20 protein-coding genes are annotated in these 21,817 nt (G+C 45.1%); 11 read left to right on the top strand and 9 right to left on the bottom strand.

All coding sequences use genetic code 11. From position 1 onward, the window contains the following. Positions 1–109 precede the first annotated feature (109 nt). Positions 110–613 carry a hypothetical protein gene (locus tag ACX0G7_RS11010; protein WP_458923520.1) on the top strand — a complete coding sequence of 168 codons (504 nt, stop codon included), beginning with the start codon at positions 110–112 and terminating at the stop codon, positions 611–613. 19 nt (positions 614–632) lie between these two features. Here the strand turns inward: ACX0G7_RS11010 and ACX0G7_RS11005 are convergent, their stop codons facing one another. After that, a complete protein-coding gene (locus ACX0G7_RS11005; RefSeq protein ID WP_458923519.1) occupies positions 633–1,211 on the bottom strand; it encodes an adenylate kinase in 579 nt (192 codons plus the stop codon). A 129-nt stretch (positions 1,212–1,340) separates the two neighbouring features. Here ACX0G7_RS11005 and msrB point away from each other — a divergent pair, with 129 nt between their 5' ends. The 6 genes from msrB (at position 1,341) to cysS (ending at position 8,035) form a co-directional block, all read left to right on the top strand. Then, positions 1,341–1,910: a peptide-methionine (R)-S-oxide reductase MsrB gene (gene msrB, locus ACX0G7_RS11000; RefSeq protein WP_458923518.1), complete on the top strand. Its 570-nt coding sequence runs from the start codon at positions 1,341–1,343 to the stop codon at positions 1,908–1,910. Positions 1,911–2,010: 100 nt separating this feature from the next. Then, a complete protein-coding gene (rlmD, locus tag ACX0G7_RS10995; RefSeq protein WP_458923517.1) occupies positions 2,011–3,420 on the top strand; it encodes a 23S rRNA (uracil(1939)-C(5))-methyltransferase RlmD in 1,410 nt (469 codons plus the stop codon). 170 nt (positions 3,421–3,590) lie between these two features. After that, complete coding sequence (locus ACX0G7_RS10990; protein ID WP_458923516.1) at positions 3,591–4,286, top strand: rhomboid family intramembrane serine protease; 696 nt, start codon at positions 3,591–3,593, stop codon at positions 4,284–4,286. Positions 4,287–4,390: 104 nt separating this feature from the next. Beyond that, complete coding sequence (locus ACX0G7_RS10985; RefSeq protein ID WP_458923515.1) at positions 4,391–5,305, top strand: rhomboid family intramembrane serine protease; 915 nt, start codon at positions 4,391–4,393, stop codon at positions 5,303–5,305. A 9-nt stretch (positions 5,306–5,314) separates the two neighbouring features. Continuing rightward, complete coding sequence (locus ACX0G7_RS10980) at positions 5,315–6,448, top strand: endonuclease/exonuclease/phosphatase family protein (RefSeq protein ID WP_458923514.1); 1,134 nt, start codon at positions 5,315–5,317, stop codon at positions 6,446–6,448. Positions 6,449–6,523: 75 nt separating this feature from the next. Continuing rightward, positions 6,524–8,035: a cysteine--tRNA ligase gene (gene cysS / locus ACX0G7_RS10975; RefSeq protein ID WP_458923513.1), complete on the top strand. Its 1,512-nt coding sequence runs from the start codon at positions 6,524–6,526 to the stop codon at positions 8,033–8,035. Between the two features lie 47 nt (positions 8,036–8,082). Here cysS and mnmD read toward each other — a convergent pair whose 3' ends face one another. Beyond that, positions 8,083–8,856, bottom strand: coding sequence for a tRNA (5-methylaminomethyl-2-thiouridine)(34)-methyltransferase MnmD (gene mnmD / locus ACX0G7_RS10970; protein ID WP_458923512.1), 774 nt, complete (start codon positions 8,854–8,856; stop codon positions 8,083–8,085). Positions 8,857–8,943: 87 nt separating this feature from the next. Here mnmD and ACX0G7_RS10965 point away from each other — a divergent pair, with 87 nt between their 5' ends. After that, complete coding sequence (locus ACX0G7_RS10965; RefSeq protein ID WP_458923511.1) at positions 8,944–9,552, top strand: DNA-3-methyladenine glycosylase family protein; 609 nt, start codon at positions 8,944–8,946, stop codon at positions 9,550–9,552. 18 nt (positions 9,553–9,570) lie between these two features. Here the strand turns inward: ACX0G7_RS10965 and ACX0G7_RS10960 are convergent, their stop codons facing one another. The 4 genes from ACX0G7_RS10960 to lptB all read right to left on the bottom strand — a co-directional run bounded on the left by ACX0G7_RS10960 (position 9,571) and on the right by lptB (position 14,777). After that, on the bottom strand, positions 9,571–11,550 hold the full coding sequence (locus ACX0G7_RS10960) for a sensor histidine kinase (protein ID WP_458923510.1): 1,980 nt from the start codon (positions 11,548–11,550) through the stop codon (positions 9,571–9,573). Positions 11,551–11,593: 43 nt separating this feature from the next. Beyond that, entirely contained in the window at positions 11,594–12,349 is a 756-nt protein-coding gene (gene fabG, locus ACX0G7_RS10955; RefSeq protein ID WP_458923509.1) for a 3-oxoacyl-[acyl-carrier-protein] reductase, read from the bottom strand. A 76-nt stretch (positions 12,350–12,425) separates the two neighbouring features. Then, positions 12,426–13,934, bottom strand: a complete 1,509-nt coding sequence (locus ACX0G7_RS10950; protein ID WP_458923508.1) for a GH3 auxin-responsive promoter family protein — start codon at positions 13,932–13,934, stop codon at positions 12,426–12,428. A 48-nt stretch (positions 13,935–13,982) separates the two neighbouring features. Beyond that, positions 13,983–14,777, bottom strand: coding sequence for an LPS export ABC transporter ATP-binding protein (lptB, locus tag ACX0G7_RS10945; RefSeq protein WP_458923507.1), 795 nt, complete (start codon positions 14,775–14,777; stop codon positions 13,983–13,985). A 144-nt stretch (positions 14,778–14,921) separates the two neighbouring features. Between lptB and ACX0G7_RS10940 the strand changes: the two genes are divergently transcribed. Then, positions 14,922–15,875, top strand: a complete 954-nt coding sequence (locus tag ACX0G7_RS10940; protein ID WP_458923506.1) for a methylenetetrahydrofolate reductase — start codon at positions 14,922–14,924, stop codon at positions 15,873–15,875. A gap of 17 nt (positions 15,876–15,892) precedes the next feature. Here ACX0G7_RS10940 and ACX0G7_RS10935 read toward each other — a convergent pair whose 3' ends face one another. Beyond that, positions 15,893–17,824, bottom strand: a complete 1,932-nt coding sequence (locus tag ACX0G7_RS10935) for a peptidylprolyl isomerase (RefSeq protein ID WP_458923505.1) — start codon at positions 17,822–17,824, stop codon at positions 15,893–15,895. Positions 17,825–17,878: 54 nt separating this feature from the next. Continuing rightward, a complete protein-coding gene (locus ACX0G7_RS10930) occupies positions 17,879–19,306 on the bottom strand; it encodes a thioredoxin-like domain-containing protein (RefSeq protein ID WP_458923504.1) in 1,428 nt (475 codons plus the stop codon). Here ACX0G7_RS10930 and ACX0G7_RS10925 point away from each other — a divergent pair. Next, positions 19,305–19,553, top strand: a complete 249-nt coding sequence (locus tag ACX0G7_RS10925) for a hypothetical protein (RefSeq protein ID WP_458923503.1) — start codon at positions 19,305–19,307, stop codon at positions 19,551–19,553. The two genes, ACX0G7_RS10930 and ACX0G7_RS10925, sit on opposite strands and share 2 nt — an antisense overlap. A gap of 120 nt (positions 19,554–19,673) precedes the next feature. Here the strand turns inward: ACX0G7_RS10925 and ACX0G7_RS10920 are convergent, their stop codons facing one another. Continuing rightward, positions 19,674–20,324: a YceI family protein gene (locus ACX0G7_RS10920; protein WP_458923502.1), complete on the bottom strand. Its 651-nt coding sequence runs from the start codon at positions 20,322–20,324 to the stop codon at positions 19,674–19,676. A 142-nt stretch (positions 20,325–20,466) separates the two neighbouring features. Between ACX0G7_RS10920 and ACX0G7_RS10915 the strand changes: the two genes are divergently transcribed. Beyond that, positions 20,467–21,723, top strand: a complete 1,257-nt coding sequence (locus ACX0G7_RS10915) for a pyridoxal phosphate-dependent aminotransferase (RefSeq protein WP_458923501.1) — start codon at positions 20,467–20,469, stop codon at positions 21,721–21,723. Positions 21,724–21,817 lie beyond the last annotated feature (94 nt).

Raw genomic sequence — 21,817 nt, 5'->3', positions numbered from 1 at the left:
CCTGGTTTATTGTGTCCCTACACCAAATTTAATCAAAAGATACCCTGAAAACAGCTATTGATTTCTGCTTCCTTATCTTTGATACTTATCGCAAAACCGATTTAACATTATGAGAAATCCCAACAGCCTCTTCTTTCTTTTTCTTTTGATCAGTATGGCCGTTACGATTGGATGTAAAGATGAAACGCCACCAAAGGAAGAACCAAGAAAGGATGGTTATACCAAAAATCTGAAGACAAAGCAGGATTCGGTATTCCAGGAGGTGATGGATGGTCATGATGTTGGCATGGCCAAAATGGGTAAGATTTCAGGATACCTGAAGTTGATTCAAGCCTCTCTTGACAGCGCCAAAAAACAGAAATCTGCAGATAAAAATGTTGTCGCTGCACTCAAATCAGTTTCTGCGGACCTGAGCCAGGCAGAATATAGTATGAACAGGTGGATGGAAGAGTTTAAGCTCGACTCTGCTGAGAACAACGAGCCAGTCAGGATCGCCTACCTCGAGTCAGAAAGAGATAAGATAAACAAGATCCGCGACAGGATAATGAATTCCATTAAACGGGCCGATTCTCTTTATGGGCGTGATATAGACAGGGAAGAGCAGCCTCGTTAAAATAACCGATGAGATTCTTTTAACCCTGTTTCAGATCGATTTCCCGGCATAGCTGAACAAAGATGTCCTCTATAGTTCCTTCACCTTTTACGCGCACAACCTTGCCGGTTTTGCTATAATGTCCTGCAACAGGCGATGTTTTATTTTCATATTCGGAGATACGGGCGCGGATAATATTTTCGTTCACATCATCCGTGCGTCCGGAAGTTTTCCCGCGGTTTATTAACCGGTCGATCAGCTCATCTTCAGAAACCTGCAGTGCCAGCACCAGGTCGATCTGAGCATTTTTCTCAGCCAGGAGATTATCGAGTGCAACAGACTGGGCCACGGTCCTTGGAAATCCATCAAAAAGAAAACCCCTGATTCCCGGATTGTTTTCAATCGCGGAACGGATCATTCCGATAACCACTTCGTCGGGAACAAGTTCGCCCCTGTCCATATATCCTTTTGCAGAAAGGCCAAGTGCTGTTTTATTGGCAATTTCTTCCCGGAGAAGGTTGCCGGTTGCAAGATGCATCAGGCCATACTTTTCTATCAGTTTTTCAGATTGTGTACCTTTGCCACTGCCCGGGGGGCCAAACAAGATTAGATTGAACATTTGTGTTACCAGCCTTTAATGAATGCCATTGTGAGCGGACAAATATAAAGGAACAGCGTTAAACTACGTTTAACAATTTTGAGGAATCCCACCGAACCAGGTTATCGTAAATTTGTTATAACAATCTATATGATGAAATCTACACTTTTCGCGATAATGATAATGCTGGCCGGCGGCTTGCAGCAGTGCTCCTATTCCCAATCTCCTGAAACAAAAAAAGTAAGTATGGATAATAAAAAAGAGAACAACCCGGTATATTCCCGCAATGATTCGTCGAAGGTGGGTTTGAGTGAGGCCGAATGGAAAAAAATATTGCCTGCCGACGTCTATTATATCTCAAGGCAGAAAGGCACTGAAAGACCCGGTACCAGTCATTTTGAGCATAGCAAAGAGGTAGGAACCTATTATTGCGCAGCTTGCGGTAATGCGTTATTTCAGAGCGATACAAAATTTGACAGTGGTTGCGGATGGCCAAGCTTTTACCAGCCAATCAGCAAAACGAGCATAATCTATGAAGTTGATAATTCTTTGGGTATGAAGCGTACCGAAGTAATGTGTGGCCGGTGCAAGGGACATCTTGGTCATGTTTTCGATGATGGTCCTCCCCCAACCGGTTTAAGATATTGCATCAATGGTGTTGTGCTCGACTTTGAAAAGGCGCAGGCCGCTGAAAAAAAGTACAATGCAAAGGGTGAATAATTGCCGGACCGGCAAATAATTTTTTCATAAATACCTTGAATGATTAGTTGGCCCTCACACGATGTGGGGGCCATTTTTTATTAGTTCATATCTTCGCGGCTTGAAAAGGAATAACAAACAGAAAGTGCTCGAAAATATACTGGTCGAGGACTACGCAGCCGAGGGAAAATCACTTGCGCGGATAGATGGAAAGGTCATTTTTATTGAAGATGCCGTGCCCGGGGATATTGTAGATGTTCGCCTGTCGAAAAGCAAGAAAGACTGGGCGGAAGGTAAGGCAATCAATTTCAGGCAATATGCCAGTCACCGTGTTACGCCGTTCTGCGAACATTTTGGTGTTTGCGGCGGTTGCCAGTGGCAGATGCTTCCTTATGAGCAACAGCTAGGCTTTAAGCAAAAACAGGTGCAGGATAACCTGCAACGGATAGGGAAGGTCGCCCTCCCGCCTTTCGAACCAATCCTTGGCGCTGCAGAAACAAGATTTTACCGTAATAAAATTGAGTACACGTTTGGAAACAAACGATACCTCCTGCCGGAAGAAGTGGGTGACCCGAATTTCTCAGCCTTCGAGAATGTGGCCGGCTACCATGTGAAAGGGCTTTTTGATAAAATTGTTGACATCAGGAAATGCCATCTCCAGGCCGAGCCCACGAATGGGATCAGGCTTGCCCTGAAGGAGTATGCAATCAGCCATAATTTAAGCTTCTACGATATCCGGAACCACACTGGGTTTATGAGAAACGTTCAGCTTCGCCTCTGCCGTTCGGGTGAGCTGATGGTGAATGTAATCCTGGGTTATGAAGATGAGGCTCAGCGTGTTCCAATGCTTGACCATCTGCTGGAATTGTTTCCATCCATCACCACACTCTTGTATACCATAAATACAAAGTGGAACGATAGTCTTTTTGACCTGGCTCCGGAGGTATATCACGGCAAGGGATATGTGATCGAAACCCTGGAAGATTTCCAATTCAAAATAGGCCCGAAATCATTTTTTCAGACAAACACCGGCCAGGGTGAGCGGTTGTACCAGGTAACCAGGGAATATGCGGACCTGACCGGGAATGAAATAGTTTACGACCTCTATTGTGGCACGGGCAGCATAGGACTGTTTGTAAGTAAACAGGCAAAAAAAGTTGTGGGTGTTGAATTGATCAATGAAGCCATAGAAGATGCCAGGGAAAATGCCCTGCTGAATAATATTAGTCATGCGGAGTTTTATGCCGGGGACGTAATTAAGATTTGTGATGACGCCTTCTTTGGTCAGCATGGGCGCCCGGATGTGATCATTACGGATCCGCCACGTGCCGGCATGCACGAAAAACTGGTTGAGAAAATTCTTGATATTGCGGCTCCTACCGTAGTTTATGTGAGCTGTAACCCGGCCACCCAGGCCAGGGACCTGAACCTGCTGGATGCAAAGTACGAGGTCGCCAGGATCAGGCCGGTTGATATGTTTCCACATACACATCATATCGAAAACGTAGCCCAGCTAAAGCTGAGGGGGTGAAAGTGCTCCCGCGCGCATGCAGACCTGGCTGGCCTTCAGGGCGAATTCAAAACATCACAAAAGCGAAATGAGTAAAAGCGTTGTTAATAAACGTGTTGTCAATGAAATTATAGTTAAGGTTTCTGCTAATCACCTAAACATAACGATATTTGCCATTCAAAAAAATATGTATGAGGGATATAAGAGTTAGGGGGTTTCAGGGGATACCCACTGTTATTAAGAACCTGCTTATTGTTAACGCCCTGGTCTTTTTCGCCCAGATTACATTTGAAAACAGCAGCACCGTCCGTCTTGATGATTGGCTTGCACTTCACGATCTTCACTCTGATCTCTTCAAGTTCCACCAGTTATTCACCTACATGTTCATGCATGGCGGAATAGGACATATTTTTTTCAACATGTTCGCTTTATGGATGTTCGGCTCAGAACTTGAAAACGTGTGGGGGCCAAAACGCTTTTTGCTTTTTTATATATCCTGTGGTGTAGGCGCCGGCCTGTTACATTTAGGGGTGCTGTACTATGAATTCCAGGCAATCATTGATCAGCTTCCGTTTATGAGCCCCGAAGATCAACAACGGGCAGTCGGTGCAATTCATTATTCTACTACGGTTGGTGCCTCAGGTTCAGTATTTGGCTGCCTCGCGGCTTTTGGATACCTGTTCCCTAACAACGTTCTCTACATCTACGCGCTTTTCCCGATAAAAGCGAAATGGTTTGTTATACTTTATGCGGCTGCTGAACTATGGATGGGTGTCGCCAATTCCGCTGGTGATAATGTGGCACATTGGGCGCATCTCGGGGGAGCGCTGGTAGGTATACTCATGGTGATTTATTGGAACAAAACCAACCGGAGGCAATTTTATTAAATTCCAACTTTGCAGGCAGTAATCTGTTAATTTTGTGTACTGAAACTAAGCACTGGCTTATTTCGCACGGGTTTTGTATTTTCACTTAAATTAATGCTGTGTTGATGGATAATCGCTTCAAGAGGAAAATGACGCTGGGCCAGGACGGTAATACTCTTGTGCTGTTGCTTGCGATCCTTGCGACCGTATTTTGCCTCTTTATTTTCCTAAGAGTTGGATTTTATCTATCCGGAATTCCGCTTGCACAGTATTATGAAAATATCTTCAGCTGGTTCAGTCTTCCGGCCGATCTGGGTACACTTGCCCGCAGACCCTGGACACTGATCACCTATATGTTTATGCACGATGGTGTATGGCATATGCTCGGAAACGTGATCTGGATCTGGATATTTGGCTACATTCTCCAGGATCTGAGTGGTAATGGCAAGATCATTCCCTTGTTTTTGTATGGCGGGGTAGCGGGAGGACTGCTGTTCCTGCTCAGCTATAATATCTTCCCCGGCCTTCGTGTTAATATGCCCATTGCAACAGTGGTTGGAGCTTCCGCAGGTGCAATGGCCATCGCCATCGCCACAACAGTGCTGGCGCCGGGTTACAGGATATTCCCAATGATCAACGGCGGTATACCGCTCTGGGTTATTACCCTGATCTATATCATTGTCGATGTCGCGATGATCTCGTCCGATAATAGCGGTGGACATATTGCACATATCGGCGGCGCGATAATCGGTTATATTTTTACCGTCCAGTTAAAGAAAGGGAATGACTGGAGCAGCCCGGTTAACAAGTTTTTCTATTGGATAAGTAACCTGTTCAATCCCGACAAAAAGAACTGGAAAAAAACAGCAAAACGTGATTTTCATTACTCCGTAAAAGGCACTGAACCTTATAAAAAAATTCCAAACATCACACAAAAACGAATAGACGATATCCTTGATAAAATTAATCAACAGGGATACCGATATCTGACAGAGGAGGAAAAAGATATCCTCAAGCGTGCTGCCGATGATGATGCTTAACAATACTCTATGTCTTTTTTTGCAAAGTTTACCAGGCGGCTTTTTATCTTTCTGAATATACTGGCGGTCGTTTTCTTTTTACTGGCCTGTATCAATATGTACATCAATCCGGGTGAATGGTGGTTCATTGCCATACTTGGATTGTTTTTTCCCTTCATGATCGTCGTCCACCTTGGTTTTATAGTCGGCTGGCTGTTGGCAAGATCGCGCTGGGCACTACTATCCCTTGTCGCACTGATCATAGGCTATTCCAATATCAGTGCATTGGTGGGAACGAATTTTAATTCAGGATTCAGTGCTGAAAAAAGGCCTAATTCTGTCCGGCTTTTGTCGTGGAACGTTCATCAGTTCGGCTATTTTGAGGATCCGAAACAAGGCCCGGGCCTGAGAAGGCAGATGCTGGATTTCATCAGGGAACAGAACCCTGATATTTTGTGCCTGCAGGAATTTGTGAAGGACCGGTTACCTCCGAAAAAAATGGTTACGGTATTCGACCTCATGAAAGAGATCGGCTATCCGTATTCTTTTGTGAGCGAAGATTATATCCAGGACCAGGGCGAATACACGATGGGGGTGGCCATTTTTTCAAAGCATCCTATTACCGATAGTTTCAGGATAAGGTACAAAGGGCATATCTCATCGATGAGCGCGGAAAGCCTGCTCGCTGCCGACATCGCCATCAACGGCAAAACCCTCCGCATTTTCACGACCCACCTCCAGTCAAACAGGATAGGTCAGGAAGAATATGTACACGTAAGCAGCAGGCGCGCAGTCAGGGATAGTGTTCTCATCGCCTCAAAATCGATTGCAAAAAAACTAAGGGCAGCGTACCGGTTCCGCAGCGAACAGGCAGACAAGGTTGCAGCTGCGATGGATGCAAGTCCTCACCCCGAGATTGTTGCCGGCGATTTCAACGACATCCCGAATTCATATACATATTTCCGCCTCAGGAAAAATCGCGTAGACGCCTTCCATGAAAAAGGCTGGGGGCTCGGCCGAACATTTTCTCATATCTCACCAACGTTAAGAATTGACTATATTATTGCGGACAAACGTCTGGAAGTGCTGCAATTCGACCGCAGGGTTCTCCCCTTTTCTGATCACTATCCGATTATTGCTGATTTCCAGCTAAATGGTGAGTGATGTTTGCAGGTGGACAGCTATTTTTGTAAAGTTTTGAAAGAATGGGTGATGGATGATAAACATTGATATTTGAAAATGAGCGAACTGACCGTATATAATTCATTAAGCAGGAAGAAAGAGATATTTCAGCCGATAACCCCTGGTTACGTTGGTATGTATGTTTGCGGACCTACCGTTTACAGCGACGTGCATCTTGGAAACTGCCGTACATTTATTTCATTCGATATCATCTACCGTTATCTTACCCACCTCGGATATAAGGTCCGTTATGTGCGCAACATCACGGATGCCGGTCACCTGGAAGGAGACCGTGATGAAGGTGATGATAAATTCTCAAAAAAAGCGCGGCTCGAAAAGCTGGAACCTATGGAAATCGTACAGAAGTACAGCCTTGGTTTCCACAAGACAATGGAGATGTTTAATGCGCTTCCGCCAACCATCGAACCCACAGCTACCGGACATATCATAGAGCAGATTGAGATGGTGCAGAAGATCCTGAAAAATGGTTATGCATATGAAGTGAATGGTACCGTTTATTTTGATGTTGAGAAATACAACAAGGAAAAACCTTATGGTATTCTCACAAACAGGAAGCTGGAAGATATGCTTGAGGGCACAAGAGAGCTCGGCGGCCAGGACGAGAAAAGAGGCCGCCTCGATTTTGCTCTCTGGATAAAGGCAAAACCGGAACACCTGATGCAATGGCCATCGCCCTGGGGAACAGGATTCCCCGGATGGCATATTGAGTGTTCCGCAATGAGTGAAAAATATCTCGGTAAACAATTCGATATACACGGTGGCGGAATGGACCTGGCGGCTACCCATCACACCAATGAGATTGCGCAGTCGCAGGCATGTTACCACACAAGTCCTGTTAATTACTGGTTGCATACAAATATGCTTACTGTGAACGGTGCACGGATGAGTAAAAGCGCGGGCAACGGTTTTCTCCCGCATCAACTATTTACGGGGGATCACCCTTTGCTGGAAAGGGCTTATTCGCCGATGACCGTCCGCTTTTTTATGCTGCAGACACATTATCGCAGTACACTGGATTTCAGCAATGAGGCGCTGCAGGCGGCGGAAAAAGGTTTCCGGCGTATGTGGGAAGCTTACCAGGTACTGATGGGATTCAATCCCGCAGAAGACGAATCCCAAAATTCGTCTTCTGCAGGATTTGATGCGGAACAGGACACTAAGGTGATGACACTGTTGAATGAGATGGACGAATTCATGAACGATGATTTCCATACCTCAAGGGTACTTGCCAATATGTTTGACCTGGTGCATGTGATTAACGGTATAAAAGACAAACACATTTCCCTAGCTACATTTTCTGCCAACACCATCAGGAGATTCCAGGACTATTTCAGGGCTTACCTGGAAAATGTTTTTGGATTGAAAGACGAATCCGGCAAAAACGAAGGCAAACTTACGGGTGTGGTGGAACTACTTATTGAGATCCGTAAAGAAGCAAAGTCGAAGAAAGATTATGCAACATCTGATAAGATCAGGAAACAGCTATCCGCGCTGGGAATTATATTGAAAGATGAAAAAGACGGAAGCATGAGCTATAGCTTCGGTTAAGCGCCATGAGCTATAGCCTCGCTTAAGTGCATGAATGTGATCTTCAGTTATTTTGTTGCTCTTACCATTTCACGTTTGCCATAAGGACCCTGGATCTTTTTAACATTCAGTCCGCTGCTCATCATGGTTTTTCGAACTACACTTTTTGAACAATAGGTGGTGAGTACCGCACCCTGTTTCATCAGTGAAACAATTTTTGTGAAACTCTCAGCCGACCATAGCCCGGGAGCGGTCAGTGGACCAAAAGCATCAAAATAAATGAGGTCATAGCCGGATCCGTGTTCATCACTGTTGAGCCGTGCAGTATCAGGATTGAAGTCTGCCAGTGTTAATTTATATTTCGTGAACAGGAAGTAAGGATTGATGCGAACCCGTGTGCCCCATTCGGCTTCATGCATTTTTTGCAGATCCCCGGGACCATCTTCGTAATTGAGCCGGCGCGCCATCGCGGGCTCAAGAGGCTCGGGCTCGATTGTAGTATATGAAATGCTGCGTTGGGCAGCGGTTGCTTCTTTGGCAGTCAGCAAAGCGCTTAGCCCGGTGCCAAACCCAAGTTCAAAAATCCGGATCGGTCTTGTGGTGTCAGTCGCAAATTGTGGGTCGGTTGACCACTTGTATTTTAAACCTGCATCAATGAACACATGCATAGATTCCTGGATCGCACCATGCCTAGACCTGTAAGTAACATCAAGGGAAGGAATAATCACAGTATGCGATCCGTCTTTTGTCAATAACAACTCTTTATCTCCACCCCTGGCTGCTTCAGCGTGGACATCGTGTTGTGATTGTTCGACTGCCTTATCGGTTCCAGATGTTGTCATAACGTCTGCAAAGTTAACGAGGATCTGATTGAATCTTATGAACGATATCTTTAGATTTGCCGTAACAGGTATCAAGTACTGACATCAATGAGCTACACAAAACATTTTGCAAAGGAAAAAGTAATGAGCCGGCTTATCGGCGAACACGGAGCAGTGCAATTAAGTCCCAAAACCAATATTTGCCTGTATCTCTGCAGTTCAATCATGAGCCAGCAGCTATCAATAAAAGTTGCAGCTATCATCAATCAGCGTTTCCTGGCTTTGTATAACGGCAAAGAGCCAACTCCGCATGAGATTCTCGCAACCCCTTTGGCTACCCTTCGTGGTATCGGTCTTTCAAATGCCAAATGCTCTTATATACATAATGTAGCAAAATTTGCAGCCGAGCGTGGAATGGAGAACGAAAAATTAGCAGTAATGCCGGATGAAGAAGTGATAACCTATTTAACTGAGATCAAGGGAGTGGGTAGATGGACAGTTGAAATGTTATTGATGTTTGCCCTCGGGCGCGAAGATGTGTTCGCAGTTGATGATCTTGGTATCCAGAATGCCATGATCCGTTTTTATAAACTCGATAATTCGGATAAAAAGAAATTCAGAGAGGCTATGATAAAAAAGGCCAGGAAATGGAGTCCGTACCGGACATATGCCTGCTTGCATCTATGGAAGGGTCTTGCCGCGGTGCCGAAGATTTGAGGCTGACTCCCGCGCTAATTATCTGCTGAGATATACTGTGAATGTTGCTCCCTTGTTAAGTTCACTTGTTGCGAAAATATAACCCCCATGATTTTCGACTATTTTCTTACATATAGCCAGGCCTATACCGGTTCCGCTATAATTCGCCCGGTTATTGAGCCGTTGGAAAATAGTAAATATCTGTGAAGCATAAATTTGTTCAAACCCAATACCATTATCCTGGAAAACCAGTTCGATATAATCCCTGGTGGCGGGTAATGGAATTTCAGGTAGCAGGTTTGAACCGGCAACTTCCCTTGCCGTAATCGTGATCACTGGTTTATCCTGTGAGAACTTAAGAGCGTTGCTTATTAAATTATAAAACAACTGGTTTATCTGGATGGGTATGCCCTTTACTACCGGGAGATTGTTAGCCTTAATAACGGCTTGCTTCTGGGCGATCAGTACTTCAAAATCATTCCGGATATCTTCGAGTACTTTATCCAGGTTGATAGGAACATATTTATCATCCGCCTTACTGACTTTGGAATAATTAAGCAGGTCGGTGATAAGCACCGACATTCGCCCGGCAGATGCATTTATTTTTTCAAGGTGCAACCTCACTTCCTCCTGATCGCTGGCGATCTTCTTTAAGACAAGATCACTAAAGGTCAGGATCTTTCGGAGTGGTTCCTGCAAGTCATGGCTCGATACATAGGCAAACTGTTCAAGATCCTGGTTTGCCCTCATAAGTTCGTCATTAGCCTGTTTCAATTCAGCTGTTCTCCTGGCAACCCGTTTCTCCAGTTCTTCGGCCATCATTTTCTGATCATGGATATCTACGCTGGTGCCAATCCACATCTGGATTTGTCCATCATCGCCTTTCAGTGCAACGGAACGGCCCATCTGCCACCTGTATTCACCTTCCCTGTTTTTGAAACGCAACTCTGCCTGGAAATCAGTTCCTGACTGGATCGCTTTTTCCAATCTCCTTATGCTTACGGCCCGGTCTTCCGGGTGAAGTAACTGGAACCATCCGCCCTGTCTTATCTCAGATTCAGAAAGCCCTGTAAACTCTGTTATCGCATGATTGAAATAAGTAAGCTTTCCGTATCTGTCTGTTGTCCAGATAAAGGTGGGAAGAAAGTTTGCCAGCGTGCGGAACTTTTCTTCACTCTCTTCGATGGCCCGCTGATAATTGCGTTCACGCGATATGTCCACCGCCGTTCCATACATTTTTACGGGCTGATGATTTCCATCATAAGATATCTTTCCATAAACACTGACCCAATGCACCGTCTTGTTTGGCCAGATCAGTCTTATCTGGTATTTCAGTGAGCCGGTAACAAAACAATTCTGAACCGACTGGTTACGTATAGCGAGATCGTCGGGATGGATCAGTTTAATCAGGTCGTCGTGCTTAAAGTCTTTTCCCGGTTCACCTCCAAAAATCTCCCGGAGTCTTTCTGAATATTTGAATTCACCTGTTTTAAGATCCCAGTCGAAAGTTCCCATCTCGGTTGCCTCAATGGCCAACCTGGATCTTTCCTCGCTTTCCTCCAATAACTTACGTTCTGCTTCAATTTTTTTCCGCTCAGTTACCTGGTCAGTGATTTCAAGAGCAGTTATCAACAGACCAGATATACTGTTATCGTTTTCTCTTAACGGCTCGTAAACGACCTTCAGATAAATAGTTACATCAACATTTTGCCGCCTTAGCGTTACAGGAATTTCCGGAATCACAATTCCCTTTCCGTCATTGATCACCTGTTGCATCAACAAGTCGACACCTTGCGTTTTCAGCGAAGGATTTACTTCAAATATCGGTTTGTTCAAGATCTCGGCCCTGGACTTGTTGCATAGTTCAAGCATCCGCTCGTTCACCATATCAATCCTGAAATCCGGAATCCTGACTACAGCGATAGCAACAGGAGCCTGCATCAACAGGGTATGTTGATATGGAAGAAGATTTTCTTCCCGCGAGCCTGCCGGTTGCGTTGTCCTTTCAGGATGTGACATCTCCTTTAAATATCAAAAGCTTTATGTGTGTAACGGCCAAATATCAGATATTCAAACCTCCGCACGCACTGAGTACCTGGCCGGTGATATAGGTGCTCATGTCGGATGCAAGGAATAAGGTGGTATCCGCAATCTCTTCGGCTTTTCCAAAACGGCCAAGGGGAATTTTTTCCAGGAACTTTTTTGAAGCTTCCCCATCCTGCAGATAGCTGGTCATATCTGTTTCAATAAATCCGGGGGCAATAGCATTACAGCGTATGTTCCGACTTCCCAGTTCGTGCGCAATCGACTTTGTAAAGCCAATGATGCCCGCTTTGCTCGCAGCATAGCTGCTCTGCCCTGCATTACCACGCATACCAATGATGGAGCTCATATTGATAATGGACCCTTTTTTTGCCTTCATCATCGGCCTGATCACCTGCTTTGTTATGTTGTAAACACTTTTGAGGTTCACGTTCATGACCTCGTCCCATTGCTCGGGCGTCATTCTCAGTAGCAGGTTGTCCCGGGACACGCCGGCGTTATTAACGCAGACATCAATGGTACCAAACTCCTGGGAAACGCTGGTAATAAAAGACTCAGCGGCGCCGAAGTCTGACGCATTGCTTTTATATCCTTTCGCGTTTATTCCGAATGCCTTCAACTTTTGCTCGAGGGCCGCTGCTTTGTCTGAACTGCTGTCACTGACATAACTAAATGCAACATGTGCACCGTGTTCAGCCAGTTTTAATGCGATGGCTTCACCAATTCCCCGGGCCGCGCCCGTTATAACGACTACTTTGTTTTCTAATAATTTCATGATGTTGCTTTTACCGGATAAGGTTTTGTTGCCTGTTTCTTATGAAAAGATGATGGATACAAATCTGTGCTTGCAATCAATGATTAAGACTGAGAATTTCTTCGAGCCAGGTCCTTTCGTTGCTCAGCCGGGGCACTTTATGCTGTCCGCCAAGTTTCCCCTTACTCTTCAGCCATTCGTTAAATACGCCTTTCCTGAGCGGCCGTAGCACCAGCATTCTTAGTGCAATATCCTTATAACGCTTCGCTTCATAATCGCTGTTCACATCTTTGAGCGCTGCGTCGAGTTCGGCTGTGAATTGTTCGATATCAGCCGGTTCGTTTTCAAATTCTATCAACCATTCATGTGCGCCATTTGCACCATCACTGAAATACACCGGAGCGGCAGTATAATCGTTTACAATTGCACCGGTCTTCTGACACGCAACTGCTATTGCGTGGTCGGTATTATCAACAATCACTTCTTCGCCAAACGCGTTGATATAATGCTTGAGTCTTCCGCTCACTTTGACCTTAAATGGCTGTAAAGCGGTGAACTGTATAGTGTCTCCCAATAAATATCGCCACAATCCGCCATTCGTACTTATGATCAGCGCGTAATTTTTTCCAAGTTCCACATCGTTCAGTCCGATTGTCTCGGGTTTCTCTTTGCCGTATTCTTCAATCGGCATAAACTCCATAAAAATACCATGATCCGTGAAAAGTAACATACCTTCTTCGGCAGGATTATCCTGTGCTGCAAAAAAACCTTCGCTTGCGTTGTAGCTTTCGAGATAATTTATGTCTTTCCCTATCAATTTACGAAACTGGTCACGGTAAGGGGTAAACGAAACCCCGCCGTGCATATAAAGTTCAAGGCTTGGCCAAACTTCGGCGATGGTTGCTTTGCCGGTTATCTCAAGTATCCGGCGAAACAATACCAGTGTCCAGGTAGGCACCCCCGATATGGAAGTCACATTCTCGCGGATGGTATTTTGTGCGAGCAACTCAATTTTCCCTTCCCATTCATCCATGAGGGCAATGCTGAGTTCGGGCGTTTTTATCCACCCCGCCCAGATGGGCGAATTTTGTAAGAGAACCGCGCTGAGATCACCGTAATGCACTTCTTCATTAACCTGGCTGATCGTATGACTTCCACCGATAACCAGGCCCTTGCCCGTGAGCAGGTCGGAGTCCGGGTTGAAATTATAATACATGGTCAGCACATCCTTTGCGGCTTTGAAATGACCATCCTGGAGGCTCTCTTCTGAAATGGGAATGAATTTGCTTTTATCACTGGTAGTGCCGCTGCTCTTGGCGAACCAGTTGATGGGTGTGTTCCATAGGATGTTTTCCTCACCGTTCATGATGCGCTGGATATAGGGCTTGATATCCTCGTAATCGTGAATGGGAACGGTCTGTTTGAACTTGCGGATGTTGAACAATTCCGAGAAATTGTATTTTCTCCCGAATTCAGTGTATTGAGCCGAAGTAACGAGGTCCTGCAAAACTTCCCGCTGGGCATCCACCGGATTGTTTTTCCAGGCTTCGATGCGCCAGAGCCGCATACGGGCAAGCTGTGATATGGCCGGGGATAAAAGTTTCAATTTGTTAATTTATGATTCAGGAAATGACCCAATCTCTGGATGGGTTGATTACTCCTTATCTCTAGCCGATTCAAATGCCTGACCACGTCCGGCTTCTTCATGAAGATAGTCTTTACGTTTCAGTTCAAAATTACGACCAAGATACAAACGCCTTACCTGTTCGTCCGCGGCGAGCTCTTCGGCAGTACCGTGTTTGAATATTTTTCCTTCAATCAATAAATAAGCTCTGTCGCAGATAGACAAAGTTTCGTTTACGTTGTGATCCGTTATGAGGATCCCGATATTTTTATATTTAAGACGGGCAACTACTGCCTGTATATCCTCGACCGCAATCGGATCCACACCGGCAAATGGCTCATCAAGAAGAATAAATTTTGGATCCACTACCAGCGCCCGTGCTATTTCGGTACGCCGGCGTTCACCACCACTCAAAGAGTCACCATTGTTTTTGCGGACATGATGTAAACGGAATTCGTCCAGAAGGGCCTCCAGTTTCATTTTTTGTTCGCCCCGGGTGAGTTTGGTCATTTCCAGGATTGCCTTCAGATTATCCTCGACACTCAGTTTCCGGAAAACTGATGCTTCCTGGGGAAGATATCCGATACCAAGCTGCGCACGTTTGTACATCGGCAATTTGGTAATTTCCCGGTCATCCAGGAATACCTGTCCCTCGTCAGGTTTGATCAGGCCAACAACCATGTAGAATGTGGTTGTTTTACCGGCACCATTGGGGCCAAGTAAACCCACTATTTCGCCTTGTTTAACATTAACGGAAACGTGGTTCACCACCGTCCGGCTGCCGTATCTCTTTATAAGGTTTGATGCACGAATTTCACTGATCAAAATAACTGCCTGTTTAGTGACAAAAATAAGTAAATGCGCCGACCCTTAAGGCTGTTTTTTATTGTTAAATATGAGTTTGTGCAATATCCAATCTTTTGTGCATATGGGCTTTAGCAATTATGTTTGCAGGCTAATGAACTTTTTATGAAAGTTATTGACCATATCCGTGCGGCCAAAGGAACGCTGGTATCGTTTGAGATCCTGCCACCGCTGAAAGGAAAAACCATCAACTCAATATACGATCATCTTGATCCGCTAATGGACTTCAAACCTTCTTTCATCAACGTCACCTATCATCGCAGTGAACACGTGTTTAAAAAGAAGGCTGATGGAAGCTTTGAAAAGGTAGAGGTTAGAAAACGCCCCGGTACAGTAGGTATTTGTGCAGCAATAATGCATCATTATAAAGTAGATGCCGTTCCCCACCTGATTTGTGGCGGGTTTACAAAAAGGGAAACAGAAGACGCGCTGATCGACCTGAATTTTATTGGTGTCGATAATGTGCTGGTGCTTCGTGGAGATGCCGCCAAAAACGAAACGGTTTTCGAGCCTGAGATTGATGGTAACCGAAATGCCTTTGAATTGCTCCGACAGGTGAATAACCTCAATAACGGTATTTATCTCGAAGAAGATATCCGCGATGGTTTTAAAACGAATTTCTCTATCGGCGTTGCGGGTTATCCTGAAAAACATTTTGAGGCACCGAATATGGATGTCGACCTGGCATACCTGAAAGAAAAAGTAGATGCCGGTGCTGAATACATCATTACCCAGATGTTCTTCGATAATAAAAAATACTTTGAATTTGTAAGGCGATGCCGGGAACTGGGAATAGAGGTCCCGATTATTCCGGGCCTGAAACCTTTGACGAGCAAAAAGCAATTGACAGTATTGCCAAGAACATTTCATGTTGACCTGCCGAATGAACTTATCACCGAGGTTATGAAATGTAAAACCGATGCCGAAGTGGAATTGGTTGGCGGAGAGTGGCTGTTACAACAGTCAAAGGAATTGAAAAAAGAAAGGGTTCCCGTGCTGCATTATTACACACTTGGAAAATCAAAGGTTATCTGCAATGTTGTAAAAGAGTTGGTTTAACTGTTTTTACAACGCAGTTAAAGGGAACTCAGAACAGCTTCATTTATTTTAACCGGATATTTTTTCATCAGTTCTTTTATCCAGTTTTCTTCCAGGAAAGCCTGGTAGTCATTTACAACAAAACCCCTTGCAGCAGCGAAACTCCGTTGCTCATTTGCGGGGTACATCCTGATGATATAACTATAGCTGACGGAGTTATCAGTTGCATTTTTTGTATCTGCAGTAAGCAGTCCGGGCTGAAAGTTTGTCCGATCGGGAACAGGTATTTGAGATAGTTCGAATCGTGCAGAGTCAGCCTGCATATTTCCATTGCTTGTTTCCTGCAGTGTGCTCCATGCCTTCCAGTTACTGTCTATCCGGGACCGCATCTGCATAGCCTGTTCTGCATTCGCGAATGTGAAGATGATGGCGTCTGCGCTGGCTTCCCATTTGTATTTCGACTTGTATTTGTCAAAATATTTCCGGAGACCAATACTGTCCGCCGCAGCTTTGTCCCAGATCTTACGTTGCATCACTTCAAAAAGGAGGTTGCCTTCCTTAAATTCGCTTACCTGGAAAGCAAAATCCTTATTGTACTCTTCCAGGTGTTCGCGATAGTAGTCCAATACCTTCTGGTCAGCGAATTCCTGGAACATCGCTTTGCGGCTTAAAGAAGATCTCAGGCTCAGGGACCGAACGATATGATCCTGCCAGTCTTTCAGCAATACTTTTTTATCCTTGTATGTAAACAATATAGTGTTTGCATTCAGCCCGGTATTTGCGGGCAGGGGGCGCCCCCTCATCAGGGTATCAGTGATACGCCAGAGTGTAGCTTCGCTATAACTTCCTTTTTTAAATCCGAGCTGTTCCCTGATCCTTAAGAGCTGAGCCTGTCTTGCGGTCTCCATCCTATCGCTTTGCGTAACCAATTGCTTAAACGCATCATAATTGGCGCCTTCAGGAAGAGAATCCGGGGCTGGTTTCAGTTCGAGGCGCCTGATGATGTGATAACCGAAAGAGGTCAGAACGGGTTTCGATACATCTCCATCTTTTGCGAGGGAATAGGCTGCATTCTCAAATGCCGGTTCATATCTTCCTATACCAAATTCCATCATCTCACCGCCTGACTGATAACTGAGATTGTCGTTACTGAACCGTGCGGCAAGTGTTTTAAAGTCACCACCTGATTGTATGACATTGTATAATGAATCGGCTAGTTTTTTTTGCTGTTGTTTCTGTTCTTCTGTTGCACCTGGTGTAAATGCCAATAAGATCTGTGCCGCCCGCATTCTTCCCGAGGCTGGCCTTTCACCCAGGTTTTTGAAAATATGAAAACCGGTTTTGCCTTTATATGGTTTTGAAAACTCACCTGCAGCAGTGCTGTAAGCAAGATTTTCCAACTCATAGCTAAGCGATAGCGCGGTGATGTAGCCTACATCTCCCTTGTTTGACTGAACCGAAGGATCAGCCGAAACCGACAAGGCCACAGCTTCAAATGATTCACCTTTAGTGAGCCTGTCATAAGCAGACCTTATCCTGTTGTTCGCGGCAGCCAGGTCAGTTTCGTTGGCTTCCTGGGAAACCGGAACATAGATATGTGCCAGGTGTATTTCTTTCCTTCCTCTTTCAAATGCTTCCCTTACCAGCTGGTTGGTGGTTGCGTCATCATTCATATAGCTTTCCGCTACCTGTGACTTGAAACCCTGTAGTTCCGCTTTCTGACTGCTTAAGGTATCGAGACGAAGATCTTTTGCTGCCTTTACTTTTACTTTAAATTTTGTGTATAGGTCAAGATATTCGCGATACGACTGAGGCGTACCGGGTTGACCGGCATTATTTTTTGAATAGGCTTTGAGAAACTCTTCTTTGCTAACCGCAGTGGTGCCATAAGTAAAAAGCGTTTGCGCGGTTACGTTAGCAGATAAAGTGGTTATAAATGCAAAAGCAAGAAGCTTCGTAGGGGTCATCATAGAAAAGAGGTAAGTATAATGTTAGTAATGGTTAGCCGTTGTAACCGATGTTTTTCATTTTTTTTGTTTTAACGAAATCACTTCGTCTATTTGCTGGTAGCTCAGTTTTTTTGCAATAATTCTTTTTTCTTCATCGAGCAGGTAGAGCACCGGCGTCTGGTATACATCGTATAGCTGCCTGAAACCTGGCTTACCTGCTGCGGCCTCGGCATCCTGTTGCGCCTTTGTCTGGTACACATGAACCCAATCCGTCAGCTTGTTTTCTTTGATATATTTTGTCCAGTTCTCTTTGCCACCATCTACCATCACACCATAAATCTTAACCCCCTGGTTTTTCCATTTGGCATGGTACATCGAGTCCAGGTGTGGCACCACTTCTTTGCAATGCCCACAGGTAGGATCCCAGAAAAACACCACGGTGAACGGACTTTTTATCGTGTAAAGATTCCTGGGTTTACCAAGTGAATCAACCATCTGCATATCAGAAGCAGGCTGCCCGATAAGATTTGCCATCAGGCTATATGCCCTTTTTGTAAGAAACTCTTTATACGTTGCCGTAAAAAACGCCGCCTGCCCGGTATTGATGTATTTCTCAAAAAGATGAACGAACACAGCATCCTGTCCCATGTATTCAGGATTAACATATTTCTGCACAAAATGCACCATCAGGAACTGGTACATGTGCGCGGTACCTCTTGAAGCAAGCAGCATATGATCCACCTCGCTGATAATTGAATCCGGGTTCGGAACAACGAGTTCACGAAAATATTTTTCCACCTTAGATTCAAAAAACGGGGTGCGCACCAGCCGGTCATCCCGGAAAGACACGCCGTCCCAGAAATGGTCTTTGTAATACCGGTAGGCGAAGGTTGAATCGTATTTCCCTCCCGGGTGATCCTTTGCCTGCGGTACCTGGGGATCTTTAAGCGCTTTAAACAAAGCGGTCATTAACGAAATAGGTTGCTTTTTGATAACGCTGTCGCGGTATTCATCCATCTTTTTCCCGAGACGCCGGATTTCAGCAGTTGCTGTAACGGAATCGCTGGCGTTACCGGATTGTTTGTAACCCGTGGTTAGCCTTGCACTTTCTCTCCCGGTTCTGCTTGCAAATAGTGTGTACTGTTGGAAACCAGTGTTGTCAGGGGATCGGAGGAATTTTACATTTGATGGGAGCGCCACTGTATCTGCGTCAATACCAAATGATTGCTGTTTGTCAATCAGCAGTTCGAAAAGGATCTCTTTGTTAGGAGATACAATAAAGTAAATCCCACCCGGCAACGGCTTATCGCCCCGGAATACGCCTTTGCTTGTATTATCCAGGACGGCCGAATCGGTTAACGCCTTCATCTTACCATAGTAATAACCGAGGTAGATCTTTTGGTTCACGAAAGGACGCAGGGTTATGTCAATGTTATAACCTGTCTGGGCAGAAAGGCTGACTGCGAACGCTGCAAGAAAAAACAAACACACAAATTTTTTCATGTCTGCAAAGATAAACATTGATGTGGGACAGGTAATTAAACGGCAAGCTTTGATGGATATTGTAAAAGAGTCCCGCATTGGGCGGGACAGGTCCCCTGCATTGGGTGGGAGAGGTCCCCTGGATTGGGCGGGAGAGGTCCCCTGGATTGGGCGGGAGAGGTCGCCTGGATTAGGACGTGACTGGTCCCCGGCATTAGGGGGAAAGGTTCCCGCCGCATTTAACGGGATAGCTGGACATATCATATAACGCCGGAATCCGTCAAAGCCTGGAAAAAGTAAAAGGTGGTTGCCTGGTGGCCCGGGTAGACCGGGTGCCTGAACAACCACCTTTCTCACCACTTATCAAAAACATAAGCGGTTCAGCTCTTTATTTTACTTCGTCAAACTCGAGTTTCACGGTGATCTCTACTTCCTTTGATACAACGAGGCTACCAGCTTCAGTTGCACGGTCCCATTTCAGGTTATAGTCAAAACGGTCAATAGTTGTTGTGGCCTTGAAACCTGCTTTATTTCCACGGCTACCTTTCAGTATTCCACCATAAGTAACATCAAATACGACTGGTTTTGTAACGTCACGTATGGTGAGGTTACCATTCAGTTTATACTTTTTGTCACCAGCCGGTACAAACGAAGTACTTACAAATTTGATCTCAGGATATTTTTCAGCATTGAAAAAATCATCAGATTTCAGGTGTTTGTCACGGTTTTCGTTGTCGGTATTGATTGAGTTCACATCAGCGGTAAAAGTGATTTTCGCATCAGAAAAATCTTCCTTTGTGTGCTCAACAGTGCCGTCCCATTTTTTAAATGTGCCTTCAGCCTCAGATACCACCATGTGGGTTACGGTAAAACGGAGGGTAGAATGGCTCTTGTCCAGCTTCCAGGTAGTATTTACCTTTTTTTCACTGTTGGCGGCTTTTGGTTTAGGATCAGTTGATTTTCTGTCAACAGATGTGAATGCGCTTACCAGTATTCCGGTTGAAGCGACTACGAAAGAAATCAGGAGAAATTTTTTCATTGCAGTGTTGGTTTTAGCGTTGTAACATTAAGTCATAAAGATATTCCAAAAACCGGCACATCGGAAGATGTACTATCATCAGCGTGTAAAAGTTTTCTTAAAGTACCCGGAAAGTCAACCTTTAACCGGCTACTTTTGCACCATGAAACTTAGTCATCTCTCTGAAACACTGATTGGCTCTGAAATAGTTAAACTAGGTGGCGAAATCCGCGAGAAAATCCGGCAGGGCGGGCAGATCTTCAACTTTACGGTAGGAGACTTTGACCCTTCCATTTTTCCCATTCCAAAAGCGCTCGAAGATGCCATCATCGAAGCTTACAGAAATCATTTTACAAATTACCCCGCTTCCGAAGGTAACCTGGATCTGCGCCAGCAATTATCAGCTTTTTTGAAAGAAAGGGAGCAGCTGGACTATTCCATTGATGAAATCCTGGTTGCTGCGGGTGGAAGACCGTTGATTTATGCCATATTCAGGGCGATTGTAGACAGGAATGACAAAGTAATCTACGCGGTCCCTTCATGGAACAATAATCATTATACACATTTTCTTGAAGCGGAACATGTAGTAGTGGAGGCTACAGCAGCCAACAATTTTATGCCTACGGCCGGCGACCTGGCACCTCATATACCCGGAGCTTCGTTGATTTCATTGTGCAGCCCCCAAAATCCGACGGGTACCACTTTCACTAAAAAAGGGCTTGAAGATATCTGCGACCTTGTACTTGAGGAAAATGCGAAACGCGGTCCTCATCAGAAAAAATTATATGTGCTATACGACCAGATGTACTGGCACCTCACCTTCGGAGACATTCAGCATCACAACCCGGTTTCACTAAGACCCGGGATGAAGCAATACACGGTGTTTGTAGATGCGATCAGTAAAGTATTCGCGGCAACCGGCGTCAGGGTCGGATGGTCCATGGGGCCTGCAGAGGTGATTGCAAAAATGAAGGCCATCAACTCACATCTCGGAGCATGGGCGCCAATGGCAGAGCAGAAAGCAGTTGCCAAATTCCTTCCGATGGCAGATGAGATTGATGAGTACCTGGCTGGATTTAAAAAATCGGTGGAAGAAAGGCTCAGAGCTATTCACAACGGAATTCAGTCGATCAAGGCAGCAGGTTATGCGGTGGATTCAATAGCTCCCCAGGCAGCCATTTACCTTACTATCAAACTCGACCTTGCAGGTAAAAAAACAGCGGGTAATATTCTATTATCGAAACAATCCGATGTTACGGCATATATCCTGGATGAAGCAAAAATTGCTGTTGTTCCATTTTATGCATTTGGTACGGCAGACAATTCTCCCTGGTACAGGCTTAGTGTGGGCACATGCAAACTCGAAGAAATTGACGCTATGATAGAGCAACTGAGAAGAGCCGTTGCACTGGTAAATTAGCCTTGAGCAGGCTACTCTATATTTTGTTGGTAATAAGAGGTTAAGGTAAAATGCCTATAATGGAATGTTAGTGCATGGATAAACCAGCGCACGC

It is taken from the genome of Flavitalea antarctica (assembly GCF_054461535.1).
This window is presented reverse-complemented; position numbering and strand designations above follow the sequence as displayed.

Excerpts from the sequence above, each read along its gene's own strand:
- ACX0G7_RS10940 (WP_458923506.1), top strand. The coding sequence starts at position 14,922 with ATGAAAGTTATTGACCATATCCGTGCGGCCAAAGGAACGCTGGTATCG.
- ACX0G7_RS10980 (WP_458923514.1), top strand. The coding sequence starts at position 5,315 with ATGTCTTTTTTTGCAAAGTTTACCAGGCGGCTTTTTATCTTTCTGAAT.
- ACX0G7_RS11010 (WP_458923520.1), top strand. The coding sequence starts at position 110 with ATGAGAAATCCCAACAGCCTCTTCTTTCTTTTTCTTTTGATCAGTATG.
- fabG (WP_458923509.1), bottom strand. The coding sequence starts at position 12,349 with ATGAAATTATTAGAAAACAAAGTAGTCGTTATAACGGGCGCGGCCCGG.
- ACX0G7_RS10985 (WP_458923515.1), top strand. The coding sequence starts at position 4,391 with ATGGATAATCGCTTCAAGAGGAAAATGACGCTGGGCCAGGACGGTAAT.
- ACX0G7_RS10965 (WP_458923511.1), top strand. The coding sequence starts at position 8,944 with ATGAGCTACACAAAACATTTTGCAAAGGAAAAAGTAATGAGCCGGCTT.
- ACX0G7_RS10920 (WP_458923502.1), bottom strand. The coding sequence starts at position 20,324 with ATGAAAAAATTTCTCCTGATTTCTTTCGTAGTCGCTTCAACCGGAATA.
- ACX0G7_RS10930 (WP_458923504.1), bottom strand. The coding sequence starts at position 19,306 with ATGAAAAAATTTGTGTGTTTGTTTTTTCTTGCAGCGTTCGCAGTCAGC.
- cysS (WP_458923513.1), top strand. The coding sequence starts at position 6,524 with ATGAGCGAACTGACCGTATATAATTCATTAAGCAGGAAGAAAGAGATA.
- ACX0G7_RS11005 (WP_458923519.1), bottom strand. The coding sequence starts at position 1,211 with ATGTTCAATCTAATCTTGTTTGGCCCCCCGGGCAGTGGCAAAGGTACA.
- msrB (WP_458923518.1), top strand. The coding sequence starts at position 1,341 with ATGATGAAATCTACACTTTTCGCGATAATGATAATGCTGGCCGGCGGC.
- ACX0G7_RS10915 (WP_458923501.1), top strand. The coding sequence starts at position 20,467 with ATGAAACTTAGTCATCTCTCTGAAACACTGATTGGCTCTGAAATAGTT.
- ACX0G7_RS10925 (WP_458923503.1), top strand. The coding sequence starts at position 19,305 with ATGTCTGCAAAGATAAACATTGATGTGGGACAGGTAATTAAACGGCAA.
- ACX0G7_RS10960 (WP_458923510.1), bottom strand. The coding sequence starts at position 11,550 with ATGTCACATCCTGAAAGGACAACGCAACCGGCAGGCTCGCGGGAAGAA.
- mnmD (WP_458923512.1), bottom strand. The coding sequence starts at position 8,856 with ATGACAACATCTGGAACCGATAAGGCAGTCGAACAATCACAACACGAT.
- ACX0G7_RS10990 (WP_458923516.1), top strand. The coding sequence starts at position 3,591 with ATGAGGGATATAAGAGTTAGGGGGTTTCAGGGGATACCCACTGTTATT.
- ACX0G7_RS10935 (WP_458923505.1), bottom strand. The coding sequence starts at position 17,824 with ATGATGACCCCTACGAAGCTTCTTGCTTTTGCATTTATAACCACTTTA.